The organism is Streptomyces sp. S186 (assembly GCF_051603415.1).
GTDB lineage: Bacteria > Actinomycetota > Actinomycetes > Streptomycetales > Streptomycetaceae > Streptomyces.
This window is the reverse complement of record NZ_CP193932.1, coordinates 694,220-709,464: the sequence shown is the minus strand read 5'-3', so window position 1 is coordinate 709,464 and position 15,245 is coordinate 694,220. Positions and strand designations below refer to the sequence as shown.

Sequence of the window (15,245 nt, the reverse complement as noted above, 5' to 3'; positions counted from 1 at the left end):
CGCGGCCGGCCGAGGGGCTCACACCTCCAGTTCGGCCTCCAGGCGGGCGAGGCGGTGGCGTGCCAGCGCGAGGTTGGCGCGCTTGCGGTCCAGCACCAGGTACAGGAAGAGACCGCTGCCGTTCTTGCCCGTCACCGGCCGGATGATGTGGTACTGCGAGGTCAGGGTGATCAGTATGTCCTCGATGGCGCCCTGGAGTTCGAGCATCTGCATCGTGCGCAGCTTGGCGCGCACCACGTCGGTGTTCCCGGCCGCCGCCACATTGAGGTCGAAGGTCTGAGGATCGCCCAAGGTGGCCAGCGCCATTCCGCTGGTGTGATCGACCAGGGCGACACCTATCGCGCCCTCGATCGTCGACATCGCTTCACCGAGTGCGGTTTCCATATTCGCCATGAGGGGTCGAGCCTTTCCGTGGATTCGTTGAATTCGCTGGACTGTCGTGGTGGGGGAGGTCGGTTTCCGGGGCCGTCAATCGGCGGCCGCCGTACGGTGGTTGGTGGCGCCGCCCGGCGGCGCGTCGAGCAGCGCCGCGATGCGGGCGGCGGTCCGCCGGGCCTGGAGGTGGAGCCGCCCGACATTGGTGTCCGGACCCGCCACGGCGGTGAGCACGGCGCGGTTCCCGGCCGCGTACGCCGCGATATAGCCGCGACTGCCGCGGGTCAGGGATTCCTCGAACCCGCCCTGCCCGGTGGCGTCGGTCAGCCGTTTGGCGACGCCGATCGCCGCGGCGGTGAGCGCGGCCAGTCCGTCGGGCTCGATATCCGGCAGATCGTGGGCGATCACCATGCCGTCCGCGCTCGCCACCATTCCGCCGTGCAGATGCCGTATGTGATCGCGTAACGCGAGCAGTTCGTCCCGGATCCCGGACGTGATCGCCTCGGTCTCGCTCGTCATCGGTCTTTCGACGCTCCTTTTCCTGGCACGTATTCCGAACACGTGCCTCATGGCCGGGATTCGCAAGGGTTCACAGGTTCTCCTCCAGTGCGGTGCGCAGACGGACGAGGAGGGCGACGTCCGGGTCGGTGGTTTCCAGGGCGCCCGGCTCCGGCAGATGCCACACCGGCGCGCCCGCCGCGGCCTCCCGCGTACGCCGCCCGGGCGGGACGGCCCCGGGGCGCCGCCGCGGCAGCGCCGCCTGCGGAGGCAGTCGCACCCGCCCGGCCGCGGCCAGCCGCCGCACCTCCAGCAGCGTCAGGAACGCCGACTGGCCCAGGGCGTGGGCGAGTTCGCCGGGGGTGCGGACGCCGTCGGCGTGCGCCAGCAGCCACCGCTGGCGGCCGGTGAGCGGCGGGCGGCCCGGGTGCTCCGGCGGCAGCGGGACGACCGGCGCGCCGTCCGCCGCCGCCCAGGCACCCAGCCCGTCGAGCTGGGCCCGCAGGCGGGCCACCGCCGCCAGCAGCGACGCGGCGCCGACCGGGCGGATCACGCCCAGCCAGTGCGCGTCGCCCCGCGCGAAGGAGGTGGCGCCGGGCTGGGCCGGCAGGACGAAGCAGGCCGCGTCGAGCAGCGCGGCGAGCTGGCAGAGCTCCAGTTCGCCGCGGGTCAGCCAGCCCTGCTGGAGGAGGAACTGGCCGCCGCGGTGGCGCGCTCCCGCGGTGTGCTCGGCCCGCCGCCAGTGCTCCGCGGGGAGCCGTCCGGCGATGGCGAGCCGGGCGCCGACGCCGGGGGCCGCCGGGCACTCGACGCAGTAGACCGCGCCCTCGTGGAGGTAGACGCAGCCGGCCGGGCCGCGCAGGGCACCGGTGGCGCGCTCGGCGGCGTACCGGTCGAGCGGGCCGGGCCGGCGCCCGCCATCGGCGTTGTGGCCCGAACCGGGAGGTGATATCCGCGTCATGACGGGACGTCAGCTCGTCACCAGCTCCGCGGCGAGTTCCCGCAGTCGTAGTCGGGCGATGGCGAGATTGGCCTGCGTCCGGTCCAGCCACAGGTGCAGACAGGTCCGGCTGTCGAAGGCGGTGGGCACCAGGCGGATCAGGTGGTAGCTGCTCCCCGCCGTGATGATGAGGTCCTCCAGCGGTTCCCCGTCGCCGTCCGCGGTGTCGAAGGTGGCGTTGCGGGCCACCGCCTGGACGACCTCGGCGGTGTCCGCGGCGGCCGCGTCGTGGTCGCCGTGCGGGGCCCGGCCGGCCGTCCCCAGGGTCAGACCGCTGGTCCAGTCGGTCAGTCCGGCTCCCAGGACTCCGGGTATCCCCATCGCACGGGCCAACACCTGGTCGATACCGGGCACCTGACGACTCCCTCCGGCGGGCACGCTGCACGGCGCAGCACACGGGCACAACACGGAGGCCCTCCCACGTGGCGGTGCGTGGGAGAGCCTGCACGGAAGGTTACTGAAGCCGCTGCGGCCGACACCGGCATATGCGCGAGGCCGGGGGCAATTGACCTGTTCTCGCTCCTCCGCGGCCCGTTTCGGCGCCCTGTTGACCGTGGGCCGCCGCGCAACTCCCCGCGCCCTACAGCTTGGTAAAGAAATGGCGGCCGAACCTGTTCAAATGTGGTCCGTACACGACAGGATCCCCCTGTACCGCTGTGATCACCGCCGCCCCGGGCGGCGCACCGAACTGGGGGATCGACCCACGTGAGAAGAAAAGTAGCGCTCGGCGCTGCCGGCACCTTGGTGACCGGTGCGCTGCTCGCCGGCGCGATAGCCACGCCCGCCACCGCCGGTGAGCGGCGGCCCGCCGGCACGGCCGAGGCCCGCGGCGTCGCGCTCGCCGCCGCCCGCGCCGCCAAGGCCGGCATCAACTGGCAGAACTGCCCCGCCGACTGGGGCATGAAGGCCCCGATCCAGTGCGGCTTCGTCACCGTCCCGCTCGACTACGCCAAGCCCGACGGCCGCACCCTCAAGATCGCCGTCGACCGCGCCGTCGCCACCGGCGGCAAGCAGGAGCACCAGGGCGCCCTCCTCTACAACCCCGGCGGGCCCGGCGGTTCGGGCATGCGCTTCCCGGCCCGCATCACCACCAAGAACCCGCTGTGGGCCAAGACCGCCCGGGCCTACGACTTCGTGGGCTTCGACCCCCGGGGCGTGGGCCACTCCGCGCCGATCTCCTGCCAGGACCCGCAGGAGTTCACCAAGGCCCCCAAGGCCGACCCGGTGCCGTCCAGTGAGGCCGACAAGCGCGCCCAGCGCAAGCTCGCGTACGCGTACGCCCAGGGCTGCCTGGAGCGCACCGGCCGCGCGATGCTCTCGCAGATGACCACGGCCAACACCGCGCGCGACATGGACGTGATCCGCGCCGCGCTCGGCCAGCGGAAGCTCAACTACCTCGGTGTCTCCTACGGCACCTACCTCGGCGCCGTCTACGCCACGCTCTTCCCGGACCACGTCCGCCGGATGCTCGTCGACAGCGTCACCAACCCCTCGCGCGCGAAGATCTGGTACCAGGCCAACCTCGACCAGGACACCGCCTTCGAGACCCGCTGGGGCGACTGGCAGAAGTGGGTCGCGAAGAACGACGCCGCCTACCACCTCGGCAACACCCCGCAGAAGGTCGAGGCGGCCTGGCAGCAGCTGCGCGCCACCGCCGCGAAGCACCCCGTCGGCGGCGTGGTCGGCCCCGCCGAACTCATCGCCTACTTCCAGAACGCGCCGTACTACGACAGCTCGTGGGCCGAGGTCGCCCAGGTCTGGAGCGCGTACGCCGCCGGCGACAGCAAGCCGCTGATCGACAACGCCGGTCCGCACCCCGACAACAAGGCCGCCAACGCCAAGGCGGAGAACGGCAACGCGGTCTACACCGCCGTCGAGTGCACCGACGTCAAGTGGCCCACCAGCTGGCCCAGGTGGGACCGCGACAACACCCGCATCAACCGTCAGGCACCATTCATGACCTGGGCGAACGCCTGGATGAACCTGCCCTGCGCCAGCTGGCCGGTCAAGCAGCAGACCCCGGTCGAGGTCCGGACCGGCAAGGGCCTGCCGCCGGTGCTGATCGTGCAGAGCACCCGTGACGCGGCGACCCCGTACGGCGGCGCCGTCGAGCTGCACAAGCGGTTCGCGGGCTCCCGTCTGATCACCGAGCGGGACGCCGGTTCGCACGGCGTCACCGGCCTGGTCAACCCGTGCATCAACAACCGCGTCGACGCGTACTTCCTGAAGGGCACCACGGACCCGAAGGACGTCGTCTGCGGGCCGCACGCCACGCCCGTCCCGGAGAAGCAGAAGGCCGGGGCCGCCGGCTGAACACCGCCGGGGCGGCCGGGAGCAGACCTTCCCGGCCGCCCCGGCCCTTTTCCGCGTCCCCTTCTGCGTCCCCGCTCAGCCCGCGATCGCCTCGACCCGCGGCTCCGCGATCGCCGTGTAGTCCTCGGTCGCCAGCGCCGGCGAACGGTCCAGCCGCGCCGCGTTGAAGTAGATCTCCGGATGCGCCGGCAGCGCCGGGTCCACGATCAGCTCCAGCTCCTCGTCGAAGGAGAACGGCAGGATCGTGCCACTGACCGAGCCCGCCAGGCGCTCCGCCACCTCCGGCGTCGCGAACCCCGCGTACGAGCCGCCCAGCAGCGCCTTCACCGCCCCCAGATCCACCCGTCGGTCGCCCGGCACCACCGCCAGCACATACCGCTTGCTCTTCTTGCCCAGCTTCACCATCACCACGATGCACTTGGCGGCCTGCTCGACCGCGTTCCCGCGGAGCGCGCTGACGGCCCACCCGTCGCCCGACCACCACCCCGGCCGGAGGCGCTGCGCGCCGCCCCTCTCACGTGGCCCCCTCCTCGGCATGCTCGTGGATCCGGTAGCGCGCCCCGCGCTCGTCCAGCAGGCCGATCAGCCTGGCGTAGGTCTCGTGCTCGCTCACCGTCGTCCGCGCTCTCTCTTCGCCCATGAAGATCACCGTAGGCGCCGGCCACCGCGCGCCGCGAGCGGTTATCCGGCGCCCGGCCCCGCGGCCCGGCTGCCGCCGCCGGGCCCCCGCCGACCGTGCGCCCGGGCCTCCGCCTGGGCCGCGGCCTTGGCCTCCGTGGCGTATACGTCCACGTACTCCTGCCCGGAGAGCTTGAGGACGGCGTACATGATCTCGTCGGTGACGGCCCGCAGCGCGGTGCGCTCGTCCACCAGTCCCGCGTACCGCGAGAAGTCCAGCGGCCGCCCGAAGCGCACCGTCACCCGCATCGCCCGCGGCAGCCGCCGCCCGGTCGGCTGTGCCTCGAACGTGCCGATCATCGCGCACGGCACCACCGGCACCCCCGCCTTGAGGGCCAGCGCCGCGACGCCCGTACGCCCCTTGTACAGCCGCCCGTCGTGCGAGCGGGTGCCCTCCGGATAGATCCCCAGCAGCCGCCCCTTGCGCAGCACCGACAGCCCCGAGGCGAGCGCCGCCTCGGACGCCCGGCCCCCCGAGCGGTCCACCGGGATCTGCCCGACCCCGCGGAAGAACGCCGCGGTCAGCCGCCCCTTGAGCCCGGCGCCGGTGAAGTACTCGGCCTTCGCCAGGAACGTCACCCGGCGCGGCACGACCGCCGGCATCACGAAGTGGTCCGCGAACGACAAGTGGTTCCCCGCGATGATCGCCGGGCCCTGCTCGGGCACCTGCGCCAGCCCCTCCACCCGCGGCCGGAAGACCAGCCGCAGCAACGGACCGAGCAGGACGTACTTCAGCACCTGATACAGCACGACGGCCCCCTATCCCGCCCCCGGACCGCCGGCGCGGCCGGATCGTGCCAGGTCACAGGGGACGACCAGGGCCGTCAGTGTAGGCGCGGAAGCCGCCGTCCGTAACCGTGCCGGACCGTTCCGGCCCCACCGGGCCCGGGCATCCGCGGGGCTGTACGGGCGACCGCCCGGCGTGCCCGCTTGTGCGCCGGCGCGCGGGGGAGTGGCCTGGGGGCCGGGCGCCGTCCGCCGTCCAGGCACCCGGCCCCCGGGCCACCGCCCCGAGCGTTCCAGGAGACCCCGATGCCCGTGAGCCGCCGACGCCGAACCCCCCGTACCGCCCTGGCGGCGGGCGTGACCATGGCGCTGTGCACCGCACTCGGCGCGGCATCGGCCCGCGCCGCCGAACCGGACCCGTCCGAGGGCCTGTTCCTGACCGTGTCCGGTGCCAGCGACACCTGGATCCGCGGGCTGCAGCTCACCTGCCCGGACACCCGCGGCAGCCATCCGCACGGCGCCGCCGCCTGCCACCAGCTGGCCGCCGCCCACGGCGACCCGAGGAAGCTGCGCGGCGACCCGCACGTCTGCACCCGGGAGTACGACCCGGTCACCGTCACCGCCTCCGGCAGCTGGCGGGGCAGGCCCGTCGACTGGCAGCGCGAGTACCCCAACGCCTGCGCGATGGACGCCGCCACGGGCGCCGTCTTCCGCTTCTGACGCCGGCCCGCCCGGCCCCGCCGGCGACGGGCTCAACACGGCGGCTCAGACCCGCGCCGTCACCACTCCGGCCGTCACCAGCGCCAGCACCACCCACAGGCCCCACACCCAGCCGTTGGCGCCCAGCGCCACGGTGTAGGCGGACGCGGCCACCAGCCCGCACACCGTGCACACGGCCATCGCCCTGGCAGATCCCGGCATACCCGCAACCTCCTCGCGGCGGCGGCCGCCGGCACAACGCCGCGGGCCGCGGCCAGGGAACCATCGTCCCCGGCCGCGGCCCGCACCGCCAGACGACTCCGCTCACCGCCCCCGGGCGTTGAGCGAGGCCAGATACGCGTTGTAGTCCGCCAGGTCCCGGTCGCCGTTGCGCTCCGCGGCCCGGTCCGAGCGCGCCGACTGCCGCTCCTCGGACTTGTACCACTGGTAGACGAGCGCGATCAGCACCACCACCGACGGGATCTCGCTGAACGCCCAGGCGATCCCGCCGGCCGCCTGCTGGTCGCCCAGCGCCTCGACGCCCAGCGAGGCCGGCGGGTTCAGGAAGGTGTCCACCATCGGCTCGGACGCCATCATCAGCGCGATGCCGAAGAACGCGTGGAACGGCATCCCGGCGAACAGCTCCAGCATCCGCATCACGTACCCCGGCCGGTGCGGCCCCGGGTCCACGCCCATGATCGGCCAGAAGAAGACCAGACCCACCGCCAGGAAGTGCACCATCATCCCGATGTGCCCGGCCCGGGACTGCATCAGGAAGTCGAACAGCGGGGTGAAGTACAGCGCGTAGAGGCTCGCGATGAACAGCGGGATGGTGAACGCCGGGTGCGTGATGACCCGCATGTAGCGGCTGTGCAGCAGCGCCACCAGCAGCTCGCGCGGGCCCCGGCTGCCGCGCCCGGCGGCCGGCAGGGCGCGCAGCGCCAGCGTCACCGGCCCGCCGAGCAGCAGCAGGATCGGCGAGAGCATGCTGATGATCATGTGCTGGACCATGTGGACGCTGAACATCACCATGCCGTAGTCGTTCAGCTTGGTGCACATCGTCACCGCCACCGTCAGCACGCCCAGCACCCAGGCGACGACCCGGCCCATCGGCCACGCGTCCCCGCGGCGCCGCAGCCGGACCACCGCCCAGCCGTACAGCAGCAGCGCCAGCAGGCAGCCGACGAGGAAGAACGCGTCACCGCCGAACGCGAGGCCCCGCCCCAGCGTGAACGGCGGCAGATCCATGTTCATGCCGTCCATGCCGTGCCCGCTGTGATGCATCCGCTCGCTCCTGATTCGTACCAATGCTCCGGCGACAAGCGTAGAGGCGCCCCCGGCCGGTGGAGCGGCCGGGGGGCGCCTCTACGGACGCGCGTCCCCGCGGGGGACCACGGACGGATCACAGCACGCACTCGGCCTCGTCGTAGCGCTCGGTGGGCACCGTCTTCAGGCTCGCCACCGCCTCGGCGAGCGGCACCAGCGTGATGTCCGTGCCGCGCAGCGCGGTCATCATCCCGAACTCCCCGCGGTGCGCGGCCTCCACGGCGTGCCAGCCGAAGCGGGTGGCCAGCACCCGGTCGTACGCGGTGGGCGTACCGCCGCGCTGGACGTGGCCGAGGATGACCGGACGGGCCTCCTTGCCGAGCCGCCGCTCCAGCTCCACCGACAGCTGACGGGCCACCCCGGCGAACCGCTCGTGCCCGTAGACGTCGGTGCCGCCCTCGTCGAAGGCCATGGTGCCCTCGCGCGGCTTGGCGCCCTCGGCGACCACCACGATCGCGAACTTCTTGCCGGCCTCGAACCGTTCGCCGACCCGCGCCGTCAGCTCCTCGATGTCGAACGGCCGCTCCGGCACCACGACCGCGTGCGCGCCCGCCGCCATCCCCGAGTGCAGCGCGATCCAGCCGGTGTGCCGCCCCATCACCTCGACGATCATCACCCGCTGATGCGACTCCGCGGTGGTCTTGAGCCGGTCCAGCGCCTCGGTCGCCACCCCCACCGCGGTGTCGAAGCCGAACGTCACGTCGGTGACGGCGATGTCGTTGTCGATGGTCTTCGGCACGCCGACGATCGGCAGCCCGGCGTCCGACAGCAGCCGTGCCGCCTTCAGCGTGCCCTCGCCGCCGATCGGGATGATCGCGTCCAGCCCCAGCTCGGCGACATGGCCGCGGGCCCGCTCGACGCCGTCCCGCAGATGGGCGGGCTGCACCCGCGACGAACCGAGGATGGTGCCGCCGCGGGCGAGGATGCCGCCGACGGCGTCCAGGTCGAGCTTGCGGTAATCGCACTCCAGCAGGCCCTTCCAGCCGTCCTTGAAGCCGATCACCTCGTCCCCGTGGTCGGCGGTGGCGCGGTGGACGACGGACCGGATGACGGCGTTCAGACCGGGGCAGTCGCCCCCGGAGGTGAGGACACCAATACGCATTGCTCGTAGAAACCCATCGCAACTCAACCGGACGCCCGGACCCCGTCGTCCGGTTGGATGGCCCTCACCCTACAAGCGCGCGGCACCCCGGCACACGAGCGCCCGCAGTGCGGACACCCGCGCACGGAAAACGGCCGGATCCGGGCCGTGGGGCCCCGGTCCGGCCGTCCGCGCGCGGGCCGTCAGGCGGTCTGCGTCGCCGCCGCGATCCGCTCCTGGCGCAGCGCCTCGTACCACCGGTCGTCGGCCGGCGGCAGCGCGTTGACGTCCAGTGCCAGCTTGATCAGCAGGTCCGCGATATGCGGGTTGCGGGCCATCACCGGGCCGTGCATGTACGTCCCGAAGACGGTGTCGTTCCACGCGCCCTCGTAGCCGTCGCCGACGCCGTTGCCGTTGCCGAACCGGACCTTGGCGAACGGCCGGGCCCGCTGCCCCAGGTGCGTCACGCCCTGGTGGTTCTCGAAGCCGGTCAGCGGCGGCAGCCCCAACTGGGAGTCGATGTCGGCCAGTACGTCGCCGACGCACCGCTCGCCCTCGCCGCGGGTGCTGACCACGTCGAGCAGCCCCAGGCCCTGCTGCCGCTCGCCGAGGTCGTTGATGAACTCGTGGCCCAGGATCTGGTAGCCGGCGCACACCGAGAAGACGATCGCGCCGTTGGAGACCGCGCGGTCCAGACCGCCGTCGCGGATCAGCCGCTCGGCCGCCAGCCGCTGCGGCCGGTCCTCGCCGCCGCCGATCAGGTAGATGTCCCCGGAGGTGGGGATCTGCTGGTCGGACCGGACGTCCAGGCGCTGGACGTCCAGGCCGCGCTGCTGCGCCCGCCGCTCCACCACCAGGACGTTGCCCTGGTCGCCGTAGGTGCTCAGCAGGTCCGGGTAGATCCACACCACGCGGAGGCTGTTGTCACTCATGCTCGCTCGTCCTTGTCCGTGTCGTCCGTGGACCGCACTCAGTTGCCCACGCGACGGCGCAGGTCCTGGAAGGCCGTGTAGTTGGCGATGACCTCGATCCGCCCGGCCGGCGCCAGCCGCACGGCCTCGTCGAGGGTCTCGCACACCTGGAAGTCGAGCCCGGCGACCTCCAGGCGCACCGCGAGGTCCAGCCTGCGGTCGCCCAGCACGAAGATCGGGTGCCCGGCCAGCCGGGTGTAGTCCACGTCCCACAGCCAGGACGTGTCGGTGCCGTCCGCACCGCGGGCGTTCACCGACATGATCACCGGGGTCGGCGGCCCGTCGATCAGCGAGAAGGTCTCCAGCCAGCCGGCCGGGTTCTTCGCCAGCAGCAGGCGCAGCTCGCGCTCCTGGAAGGAGACCACGTCGTAGCGGCCGGCCACGGCCTGCACCGAGAACATCCGCTCCAGGGCGACCTGCGGCGGCACCCCGAAGGCGGCCGCGACCGCGGCGGAGGTGGTGGCGTTGGCCTTGTTGGCGCGGCCCGGCAGCTGGAGCTTGATCGGCCAGGCGCTGCCGTGCGGGTCCAGGACGTGGTCGCCGGAGAGCGCCCAGCTGGGCGTCGGCCGGCGGAAACCGCACTCGGCGCAGAACCAGTCGTCGCCCGGCCGCTGCATCACACCGCCGCACGAGGGGCAGGACCAGGCGTCGTCCTTCCACTCCTGGCCGGCGGCGACCCACACCACGTTGGCCGACGACGAGGCCGCCCAGACGATCAGCGGGTCGTCGGCGTTGGCGACGATCAGCGCCTTGGAGCCGGACAGGCCCTCCCGCCAGCGCTCGGCCAGCATCCGGGTCTCGGCGGCACGGTCGAGCTGGTCCCGGGAGAGGTTCAGCAGCGCTATGGCCCTGGGCGTGACGTCCCGGGCCACCGTGGCGAGGTACTTCTCGTCCACCTCGATGACGCCGAACTTGGCGTCCGAGCCGCCGGCCAGCGCCGAGGTGATGCCCGCGGGCATGTTGGCGCCCAGCGCGTTGGACACCACCGGGCCGCTGGCCCGCAGCGCCTCGGCGATCAGCCGGGTGGTGGTCGTCTTGCCGTTGGTGGCGGACACCAGGACCACGTCCAGGTGCCTGGCCAGCGAGGCCAGCAGGTCGGGGTCGAGCTTGAGCGCCACCCGGCCGCCGATCACCGATCCGCTGCCGCGGCCCGCCGCGCGCGACACCGCTGCCGCGGCCTTGCCGGCCGTCACGGCCAGCTTGGCCCGCGGCGACAGCGGCTCCGTGTTGCCTGCCATCGTCCTAGCTCCTCCTTGCATCCGGCGCACTCCTGCCCTGGGCTGCCGGGAGATTGCGCCTCCTCCAGCGGTCGCCGACCGGCCGGAGGCTTCGGTCGGGGATCAGCCTATCGAGATCCGGCGGCCGGCCCGAACTCCGCCACCTGTGTGACGCCCTCCGGAACGCCCGCCCGTACCCTGGGCCCATGCGCCACCGCACCATCCCCGGCAGCTCCGGCCGCCCCCGCCCGCTGCGCCTGTACGGCGATCCGGTCCTCACCCGCCCCTGTGCGGAGGTCACCGCCTTCGACGCCGAACTGGCCGCGCTGGTCGAGGACATGTTCGCGACGATGTACGCCGCGAACGGCGTGGGCCTGGCCGCCAACCAGATCGGTGTCCCGCTGCGGGTGTTCGTCTACGACTGCCCCGACGACGAGGAGCGCCGGCACCTGGGGCACCTGGTCAATCCGCGGCTCGTCGAGGCGGACGGGCCGGTGGTCCGCGGGCCCGAGGGCTGTCTCTCGCTGCCCGGTATCGAGGCCGGCACCCCGCGTCACGACCATGCGGTGGTGACCGGGTTCGACCTCACCGGCGCGCCGGTGACGGTGACCGGCACCGGGTTCTTCGCCCGCTGCCTCCAGCACGAGTGCGACCACCTCGGCGGCGGCCTCTACGTCGACCACCTCACCGGCCTGCGCCGCCGCCGGGCGCTGCGCGCCGCGGCCCGGGCCCCGTGGGCGGCGGCGTCGGACGACCGGGCGGCGGCACCGGCCTGACGCCGCCCGCGCGCCTTGGGGAGACCGCGGCCGTCGGTTCAGAAACCGGGGCCGTCGGCGAGGTCGGCGACGGCGGCCAGCCGGCCCCACAGCAGATCGGTGAGGTGGCGCACCAACTGCTCGCGGGAGCAGGGGCGTTCACGCAGCCACCAGTCGCCGGCCGCGTGCATCATGCCGACGATGCCGTGCCCCCACACCCGGGCCCGCTCCTCGCCGTCCGGCCCCAGGTCGAGCCGTTCGGAGATGACCTTGGCCAGTTCCTCGCCGAGCCGGCGCAGCAGGGGGGCGGAGTGCCGGCCGACGTCGAAGCCGGACTCCGAGGGGACGTCCTCGTCGGCGGGGTGCATCAGGAAGCGGTAGACCTGCGGCCGGGCCTCGATGGCGGCCAGGTAGGCGTCGAGGGTGGCCTCGACCCGCTCCCGGCGCAGGGACTGGGCGTCCAGGGCGGCCCGGAGGTTGGCCAGCAGGGCGTCGGTGTGCCGGACGGCGAGGGCGCGGTAGAGGCCGCCCTTGTCGCCGAAGTGCCGGTAGAGGATCGGCTTGGTGATCCCGGCCTCGGCGGCGATCGCGTTCATCGACGCGCCCGGGCCGTCGCGCAGCACGATGCGTTCGGCCGCCTCCAGCAGCTCCCGTCGTCTGCGCTCGGCCGCGGTCTGCTGCCGGTCGCCCCCGTCGGCGCCGGGCCGCCGCGTGCCGTTCTGTCCGGTGCTGTCGATGCTGTCCATGGTCGTGCTCCCCACCCTTGTGAATCCGTGGCGCTCGCGCAACGTAACACCCGGACTCGCCGAGCCCCGAACTCCGCGGCCAAAACGGCGTCCAGGAGGAGTTGACATCCATTACTGACGAGTAACACACTGTGGCCACCGCAAGGGTTACCGCTAGTAACGGCTGGCCGTACGCACCACTGGAGGGGACATGGCCGAGTTCACCATGGAACTCAACGACGAGCAGAAGGAAGTCCGTGACTGGATTCACGGCTTCGCCGCGGACGTCATGCGCCCCGCCGCCGCCGAGTGGGACGAGCGCGAGGAGACCCCCTGGCCGGTGATCCAGGAGGCCGCCAAGATCGGTCTGTACTCCCTCGACTTCTACGCCCAGCAGTTCTTCGACCCCACCGGCCTCGGCATCCCGATGACCATGGAGGAGCTGTTCTGGGGCGACGCCGGCATCGCGCTGTCCATCGTGGGCACCGGCCTCGCCGCCGTCGGCGTCCTGGCCAACGGCACCGAGGAACAGATCGGCACCTGGGTCCCGCAGATGTACGGCGACGCCAGTGACGTCAAGGTCGCCGCCTTCTGCTCCTCCGAGCCGGACGCCGGCTCCGACGTCGCCTCGATGCGCACCCGCGCCGTCTACGACGAGGCCAAGGACGAGTGGGTGCTCAACGGCACCAAGACCTGGGCCACCAACGGCGGTATCGCGAACGTCCACGTCGTGGTCGCCGTGGTCGACCCGGAGCTGGGTTCCAAGGGTCACGCCTCCTTCATCGTCCCGCCGCACACCCCCGGCCTCTCCCAGGGCCAGAAGTTCAAGAAGCACGGCATCCGCGCCTCGCACACCGCCGAGGTCGTGCTGGACAACGTCCGGGTCCCCGGCCACTGCCTGCTCGGCGGCAAGGACAGGCTCGACGAGCGGCTGGCCCGCGCCCGAGAGCGCGCGAAGGGCGGCAGGGGGGTCCCCCCGGCCGGAGGCTGGGGGAGTCTGAAGAACGCCGCGATGGCCACCTTCGAGGCGTCCCGCCCGGCCGTCGGCGCGATGGCCGTGGGCACCGCCCGCGCGGCGTACGAGGAGGCCCTGGAGTACGCGAAGACCCGCGAGCAGTTCGGCCGCCCGATCATCGACAACCAGGGCGTGGCCTTCCAACTCGCCGATATGCGCACCCAGATCGACGCCGCCCGCCTCCTGGTGTGGCGCGCTTCCTGGATGGCCACCACGGGCAAGAAGTTCGAGAGCGCCGAGGGCTCGATGTCCAAGCTCTTCGCCAGCGAGACCGCCAAGAAGGTCACCGCCCAGGCGATCCAGATCCTCGGCGGCAACGGCTTCACCCGCGAGTACCCGGTCGAGCGGATGCACCGCGACGCCGCCATCTACACCATCTTCGAAGGCACCAGCGAGATTCAGCGGCTGGTCATCGCCCGGACCCTGTCGGGGATGCCGATCCGATGACGGGGAATTCCCGCTGATCCGCATAATCGCGCCACCTCGGAAGGCGTCGCTCCATATCGGGCGGCGCCTTTCGTGCATGGTTTTCCGCACCCTTTCGCGTACGGCGAAGGGCCGATATCCGAGTGATGGAATCCCGGCGTCTGCCGGAGTGTCGCCGCGCACCTTACGTCGGATGGCGTTGGCCCGCCACTCCTCGCACGGAGTCAAAGCGCCGAGCGGGTGAATCGGGGCGTGATGGCCGCGGATTGGTGGCATGAATTTCCACGTCCTAGCGACCCCGACGATATTTCGGAGCACAGCATGCGTATGCGCACCGCGCTCACCGCCGCCGCCCTTGTGTGTTCGGCCGCTTTCCTCGGTTCCGCCGGCACCGCAGTCGCCGACGACGAATGGGGCGGCGTGATGAACTCCTCCACCATGAACTTCCAGGACGTCAACAATGACGACGCCGGCTATCGCTGGTCCTTCGGCGACGAGGGATCGGACCACGGCGAGCACCATGGCGACCAGGGCCAGGGCAAGGAAGACAAGGGAGGCAAGGAAGGCAAGAGCGGCAAGGAAGCGAAGGGCGGCGGCAAGGAAGGAAAGGGCCACTCGGAGAGCAGCCCGGAAGAGAGCCAGTAAATCCCTCGCGCCCCCGCCCCTCCTTCGGCCCGCATGCCGAGGGAGGGGCGGGGCATTTCCGCTGCCCGGGTGCCGCGAATACCGGCTGGGCGGTACGGAAACCGGAATCTCAATTCGGCTGCGGCGCCGGGGTGCGGCAGCCGCCCGCGATTTCCGCGGCATCCCAGTGAAAAGCCCGGATTTCGACGAACGGGCCGTCCTCGGCCAGGTACGTGCTAGGGCGGGTGTCCCGGCCCGTGCTCCGGTGTGTGTTCAGTCCCGGCCGTCGCGCGGGGCGAAGTGCAGCAGCCGGTCGGCTTCCCGCTGGGTCTCCTGTGCGACGCGACGGCTCTCGGCGACCACGTCGCCGTGTTTCGAGACCAGGCTCTCGTAGATCGGTGAACCACTCGCCGGGGCGGGCGCGGGGGCTGGGACGGGGGCGGGCATCGGTCACTCCTGAAAATCGGTTAGGCAGCGGCGGCAGCCGGGTACGGCGCGCGCCGGCGCCCGACTACCCAACCACGTCGAGCGCATTCCTCGCCCCGTATGTGATCAGTTCCACGTCCGATGGGCGAGACGGCGATGCCTGAAGGGCAGTCACGGCCCCTGGGGGTATCGGGGCGTTCGCCGGTGTATTTCGCGTTACGTCGGGTCTGTGCTCCGGGTTGGCTGATGCAGCGTCAGTTCAACGGCAGGGGGAGGGAGTTGGGGTAGGCGTGCTGGGCGTCCCCTCTTGGGTGCCCCTCTGTCGAGTCGTCGCTCGCCCGCTTCGCGCGCCGCGCGCCGGGCGGCCTTCCGGTGTGTGGGGCCGTGCCT

17 protein-coding genes and 1 pseudogene are annotated in these 15,245 nt (G+C 72.3%); 5 read left to right on the top strand and 13 right to left on the bottom strand.

Annotation, left to right across the window (positions count from 1 at the left end):
* Window positions 1-18: 18 nt before the first annotated feature.
* From ACRAS8_RS03115 to ACRAS8_RS03100, 4 genes are all read right to left on the bottom strand, one after another.
* The gene (locus ACRAS8_RS03115) at window positions 19-393 is read right to left on the bottom strand and encodes a hypothetical protein (protein WP_438484206.1); all 375 of its coding nucleotides are present in this window, start codon (window positions 391-393) and stop codon (window positions 19-21) included.
* 75 nt (window positions 394-468) lie between these two features.
* The gene (locus ACRAS8_RS03110) at window positions 469-894 is read right to left on the bottom strand and encodes a roadblock/LC7 domain-containing protein (RefSeq protein WP_438484205.1); all 426 of its coding nucleotides are present in this window, start codon (window positions 892-894) and stop codon (window positions 469-471) included.
* A gap of 70 nt (window positions 895-964) precedes the next feature.
* Window positions 965-1,834 carry a hypothetical protein gene (locus tag ACRAS8_RS03105; RefSeq protein WP_438484204.1) on the bottom strand — a complete coding sequence of 290 codons (870 nt, stop codon included), beginning with the start codon at window positions 1,832-1,834 and terminating at the stop codon, window positions 965-967.
* A 9-nt stretch (window positions 1,835-1,843) separates the two neighbouring features.
* On the bottom strand, window positions 1,844-2,227 hold the full coding sequence (locus tag ACRAS8_RS03100) for a hypothetical protein (protein ID WP_438484203.1): 384 nt from the start codon (window positions 2,225-2,227) through the stop codon (window positions 1,844-1,846).
* Window positions 2,228-2,578: 351 nt separating this feature from the next.
* Between ACRAS8_RS03100 and ACRAS8_RS03095 the strand changes: the two genes are divergently transcribed.
* Window positions 2,579-4,186, top strand: coding sequence for an alpha/beta hydrolase (locus tag ACRAS8_RS03095; RefSeq protein ID WP_438484202.1), 1,608 nt, complete (start codon window positions 2,579-2,581; stop codon window positions 4,184-4,186).
* Window positions 4,187-4,261: 75 nt separating this feature from the next.
* On the opposite strand, the pseudogene ACRAS8_RS03090 reads toward ACRAS8_RS03095, so the two are convergent.
* Together ACRAS8_RS03090 and ACRAS8_RS03085 are read right to left on the bottom strand one after the other, a co-directional pair.
* Window positions 4,262-4,826: pseudogene (locus ACRAS8_RS03090) on the bottom strand (YbaK/EbsC family protein).
* Between the two features lie 41 nt (window positions 4,827-4,867).
* Window positions 4,868-5,614, bottom strand: coding sequence for a lysophospholipid acyltransferase family protein (locus ACRAS8_RS03085; RefSeq protein WP_438484201.1), 747 nt, complete (start codon window positions 5,612-5,614; stop codon window positions 4,868-4,870).
* A 282-nt stretch (window positions 5,615-5,896) separates the two neighbouring features.
* On the opposite strand from ACRAS8_RS03085, the gene ACRAS8_RS03080 reads away from it, so the two are divergent.
* Window positions 5,897-6,310 carry an SSI family serine proteinase inhibitor gene (locus tag ACRAS8_RS03080; protein WP_438484200.1) on the top strand — a complete coding sequence of 138 codons (414 nt, stop codon included), beginning with the start codon at window positions 5,897-5,899 and terminating at the stop codon, window positions 6,308-6,310.
* 45 nt (window positions 6,311-6,355) lie between these two features.
* On the opposite strand, the gene ACRAS8_RS03075 is transcribed toward ACRAS8_RS03080, so the two are convergent.
* The 5 genes from ACRAS8_RS03075 to ACRAS8_RS03055 all read right to left on the bottom strand — a co-directional run bounded on the left by ACRAS8_RS03075 (window position 6,356) and on the right by ACRAS8_RS03055 (window position 10,905).
* On the bottom strand, window positions 6,356-6,511 hold the full coding sequence (locus tag ACRAS8_RS03075; RefSeq protein WP_438484199.1) for a hypothetical protein: 156 nt from the start codon (window positions 6,509-6,511) through the stop codon (window positions 6,356-6,358).
* 102 nt (window positions 6,512-6,613) lie between these two features.
* Window positions 6,614-7,573, bottom strand: a complete 960-nt coding sequence (locus tag ACRAS8_RS03070; RefSeq protein ID WP_438484198.1) for a cytochrome c oxidase assembly protein — start codon at window positions 7,571-7,573, stop codon at window positions 6,614-6,616.
* 118 nt (window positions 7,574-7,691) lie between these two features.
* Window positions 7,692-8,717, bottom strand: a complete 1,026-nt coding sequence (locus ACRAS8_RS03065; protein WP_438484197.1) for a 6-phosphofructokinase — start codon at window positions 8,715-8,717, stop codon at window positions 7,692-7,694.
* A gap of 182 nt (window positions 8,718-8,899) precedes the next feature.
* On the bottom strand, window positions 8,900-9,628 hold the full coding sequence (locus tag ACRAS8_RS03060; protein ID WP_438484196.1) for a type 1 glutamine amidotransferase: 729 nt from the start codon (window positions 9,626-9,628) through the stop codon (window positions 8,900-8,902).
* Between the two features lie 38 nt (window positions 9,629-9,666).
* Window positions 9,667-10,905, bottom strand: coding sequence for a MurT ligase domain-containing protein (locus tag ACRAS8_RS03055; RefSeq protein ID WP_438484195.1), 1,239 nt, complete (start codon window positions 10,903-10,905; stop codon window positions 9,667-9,669).
* 185 nt (window positions 10,906-11,090) lie between these two features.
* On the opposite strand from ACRAS8_RS03055, the gene def reads away from it, so the two are divergent.
* Entirely contained in the window at window positions 11,091-11,660 is a 570-nt protein-coding gene (gene def, locus ACRAS8_RS03050) for a peptide deformylase (RefSeq protein WP_438484194.1), read from the top strand.
* A 38-nt stretch (window positions 11,661-11,698) separates the two neighbouring features.
* On the opposite strand, the gene ACRAS8_RS03045 is transcribed toward def, so the two are convergent.
* Window positions 11,699-12,385, bottom strand: a complete 687-nt coding sequence (locus ACRAS8_RS03045) for a TetR family transcriptional regulator (protein ID WP_438484193.1) — start codon at window positions 12,383-12,385, stop codon at window positions 11,699-11,701.
* Window positions 12,386-12,575: 190 nt separating this feature from the next.
* Between ACRAS8_RS03045 and ACRAS8_RS03040 the strand changes: the two genes are divergently transcribed.
* On the top strand, window positions 12,576-13,826 hold the full coding sequence (locus ACRAS8_RS03040) for an acyl-CoA dehydrogenase family protein (RefSeq protein WP_438484192.1): 1,251 nt from the start codon (window positions 12,576-12,578) through the stop codon (window positions 13,824-13,826).
* A gap of 300 nt (window positions 13,827-14,126) precedes the next feature.
* Window positions 14,127-14,450 carry a hypothetical protein gene (locus ACRAS8_RS03035; RefSeq protein ID WP_438484191.1) on the top strand — a complete coding sequence of 108 codons (324 nt, stop codon included), beginning with the start codon at window positions 14,127-14,129 and terminating at the stop codon, window positions 14,448-14,450.
* Window positions 14,451-14,702: 252 nt separating this feature from the next.
* Here ACRAS8_RS03035 and ACRAS8_RS03030 read toward each other — a convergent pair whose 3' ends face one another.
* The gene (locus tag ACRAS8_RS03030; protein WP_221910376.1) at window positions 14,703-14,876 is read right to left on the bottom strand and encodes a hypothetical protein; all 174 of its coding nucleotides are present in this window, start codon (window positions 14,874-14,876) and stop codon (window positions 14,703-14,705) included.
* Between the last annotated feature and the right edge of the window lie 369 nt (window positions 14,877-15,245).

Excerpts from the sequence above, each read along its gene's own strand:
- ACRAS8_RS03115 (WP_438484206.1), bottom strand. The coding sequence starts at position 393 with ATGGCGAATATGGAAACCGCACTCGGTGAAGCGATGTCGACGATCGAG.
- ACRAS8_RS03105 (WP_438484204.1), bottom strand. The coding sequence starts at position 1,834 with ATGACGCGGATATCACCTCCCGGTTCGGGCCACAACGCCGATGGCGGG.
- ACRAS8_RS03045 (WP_438484193.1), bottom strand. The coding sequence starts at position 12,385 with ATGGACAGCATCGACAGCACCGGACAGAACGGCACGCGGCGGCCCGGC.
- ACRAS8_RS03080 (WP_438484200.1), top strand. The coding sequence starts at position 5,897 with ATGCCCGTGAGCCGCCGACGCCGAACCCCCCGTACCGCCCTGGCGGCG.
- ACRAS8_RS03040 (WP_438484192.1), top strand. The coding sequence starts at position 12,576 with ATGGCCGAGTTCACCATGGAACTCAACGACGAGCAGAAGGAAGTCCGT.
- ACRAS8_RS03065 (WP_438484197.1), bottom strand. The coding sequence starts at position 8,717 with ATGCGTATTGGTGTCCTCACCTCCGGGGGCGACTGCCCCGGTCTGAAC.
- ACRAS8_RS03075 (WP_438484199.1), bottom strand. The coding sequence starts at position 6,511 with ATGCCGGGATCTGCCAGGGCGATGGCCGTGTGCACGGTGTGCGGGCTG.
- ACRAS8_RS03060 (WP_438484196.1), bottom strand. The coding sequence starts at position 9,628 with ATGAGTGACAACAGCCTCCGCGTGGTGTGGATCTACCCGGACCTGCTG.
- ACRAS8_RS03110 (WP_438484205.1), bottom strand. The coding sequence starts at position 894 with ATGACGAGCGAGACCGAGGCGATCACGTCCGGGATCCGGGACGAACTG.
- ACRAS8_RS03070 (WP_438484198.1), bottom strand. The coding sequence starts at position 7,573 with ATGCATCACAGCGGGCACGGCATGGACGGCATGAACATGGATCTGCCG.
- ACRAS8_RS03035 (WP_438484191.1), top strand. The coding sequence starts at position 14,127 with ATGCGTATGCGCACCGCGCTCACCGCCGCCGCCCTTGTGTGTTCGGCC.
- ACRAS8_RS03055 (WP_438484195.1), bottom strand. The coding sequence starts at position 10,905 with ATGGCAGGCAACACGGAGCCGCTGTCGCCGCGGGCCAAGCTGGCCGTG.
- def (WP_438484194.1), top strand. The coding sequence starts at position 11,091 with ATGCGCCACCGCACCATCCCCGGCAGCTCCGGCCGCCCCCGCCCGCTG.
- ACRAS8_RS03030 (WP_221910376.1), bottom strand. The coding sequence starts at position 14,876 with ATGCCCGCCCCCGTCCCAGCCCCCGCGCCCGCCCCGGCGAGTGGTTCA.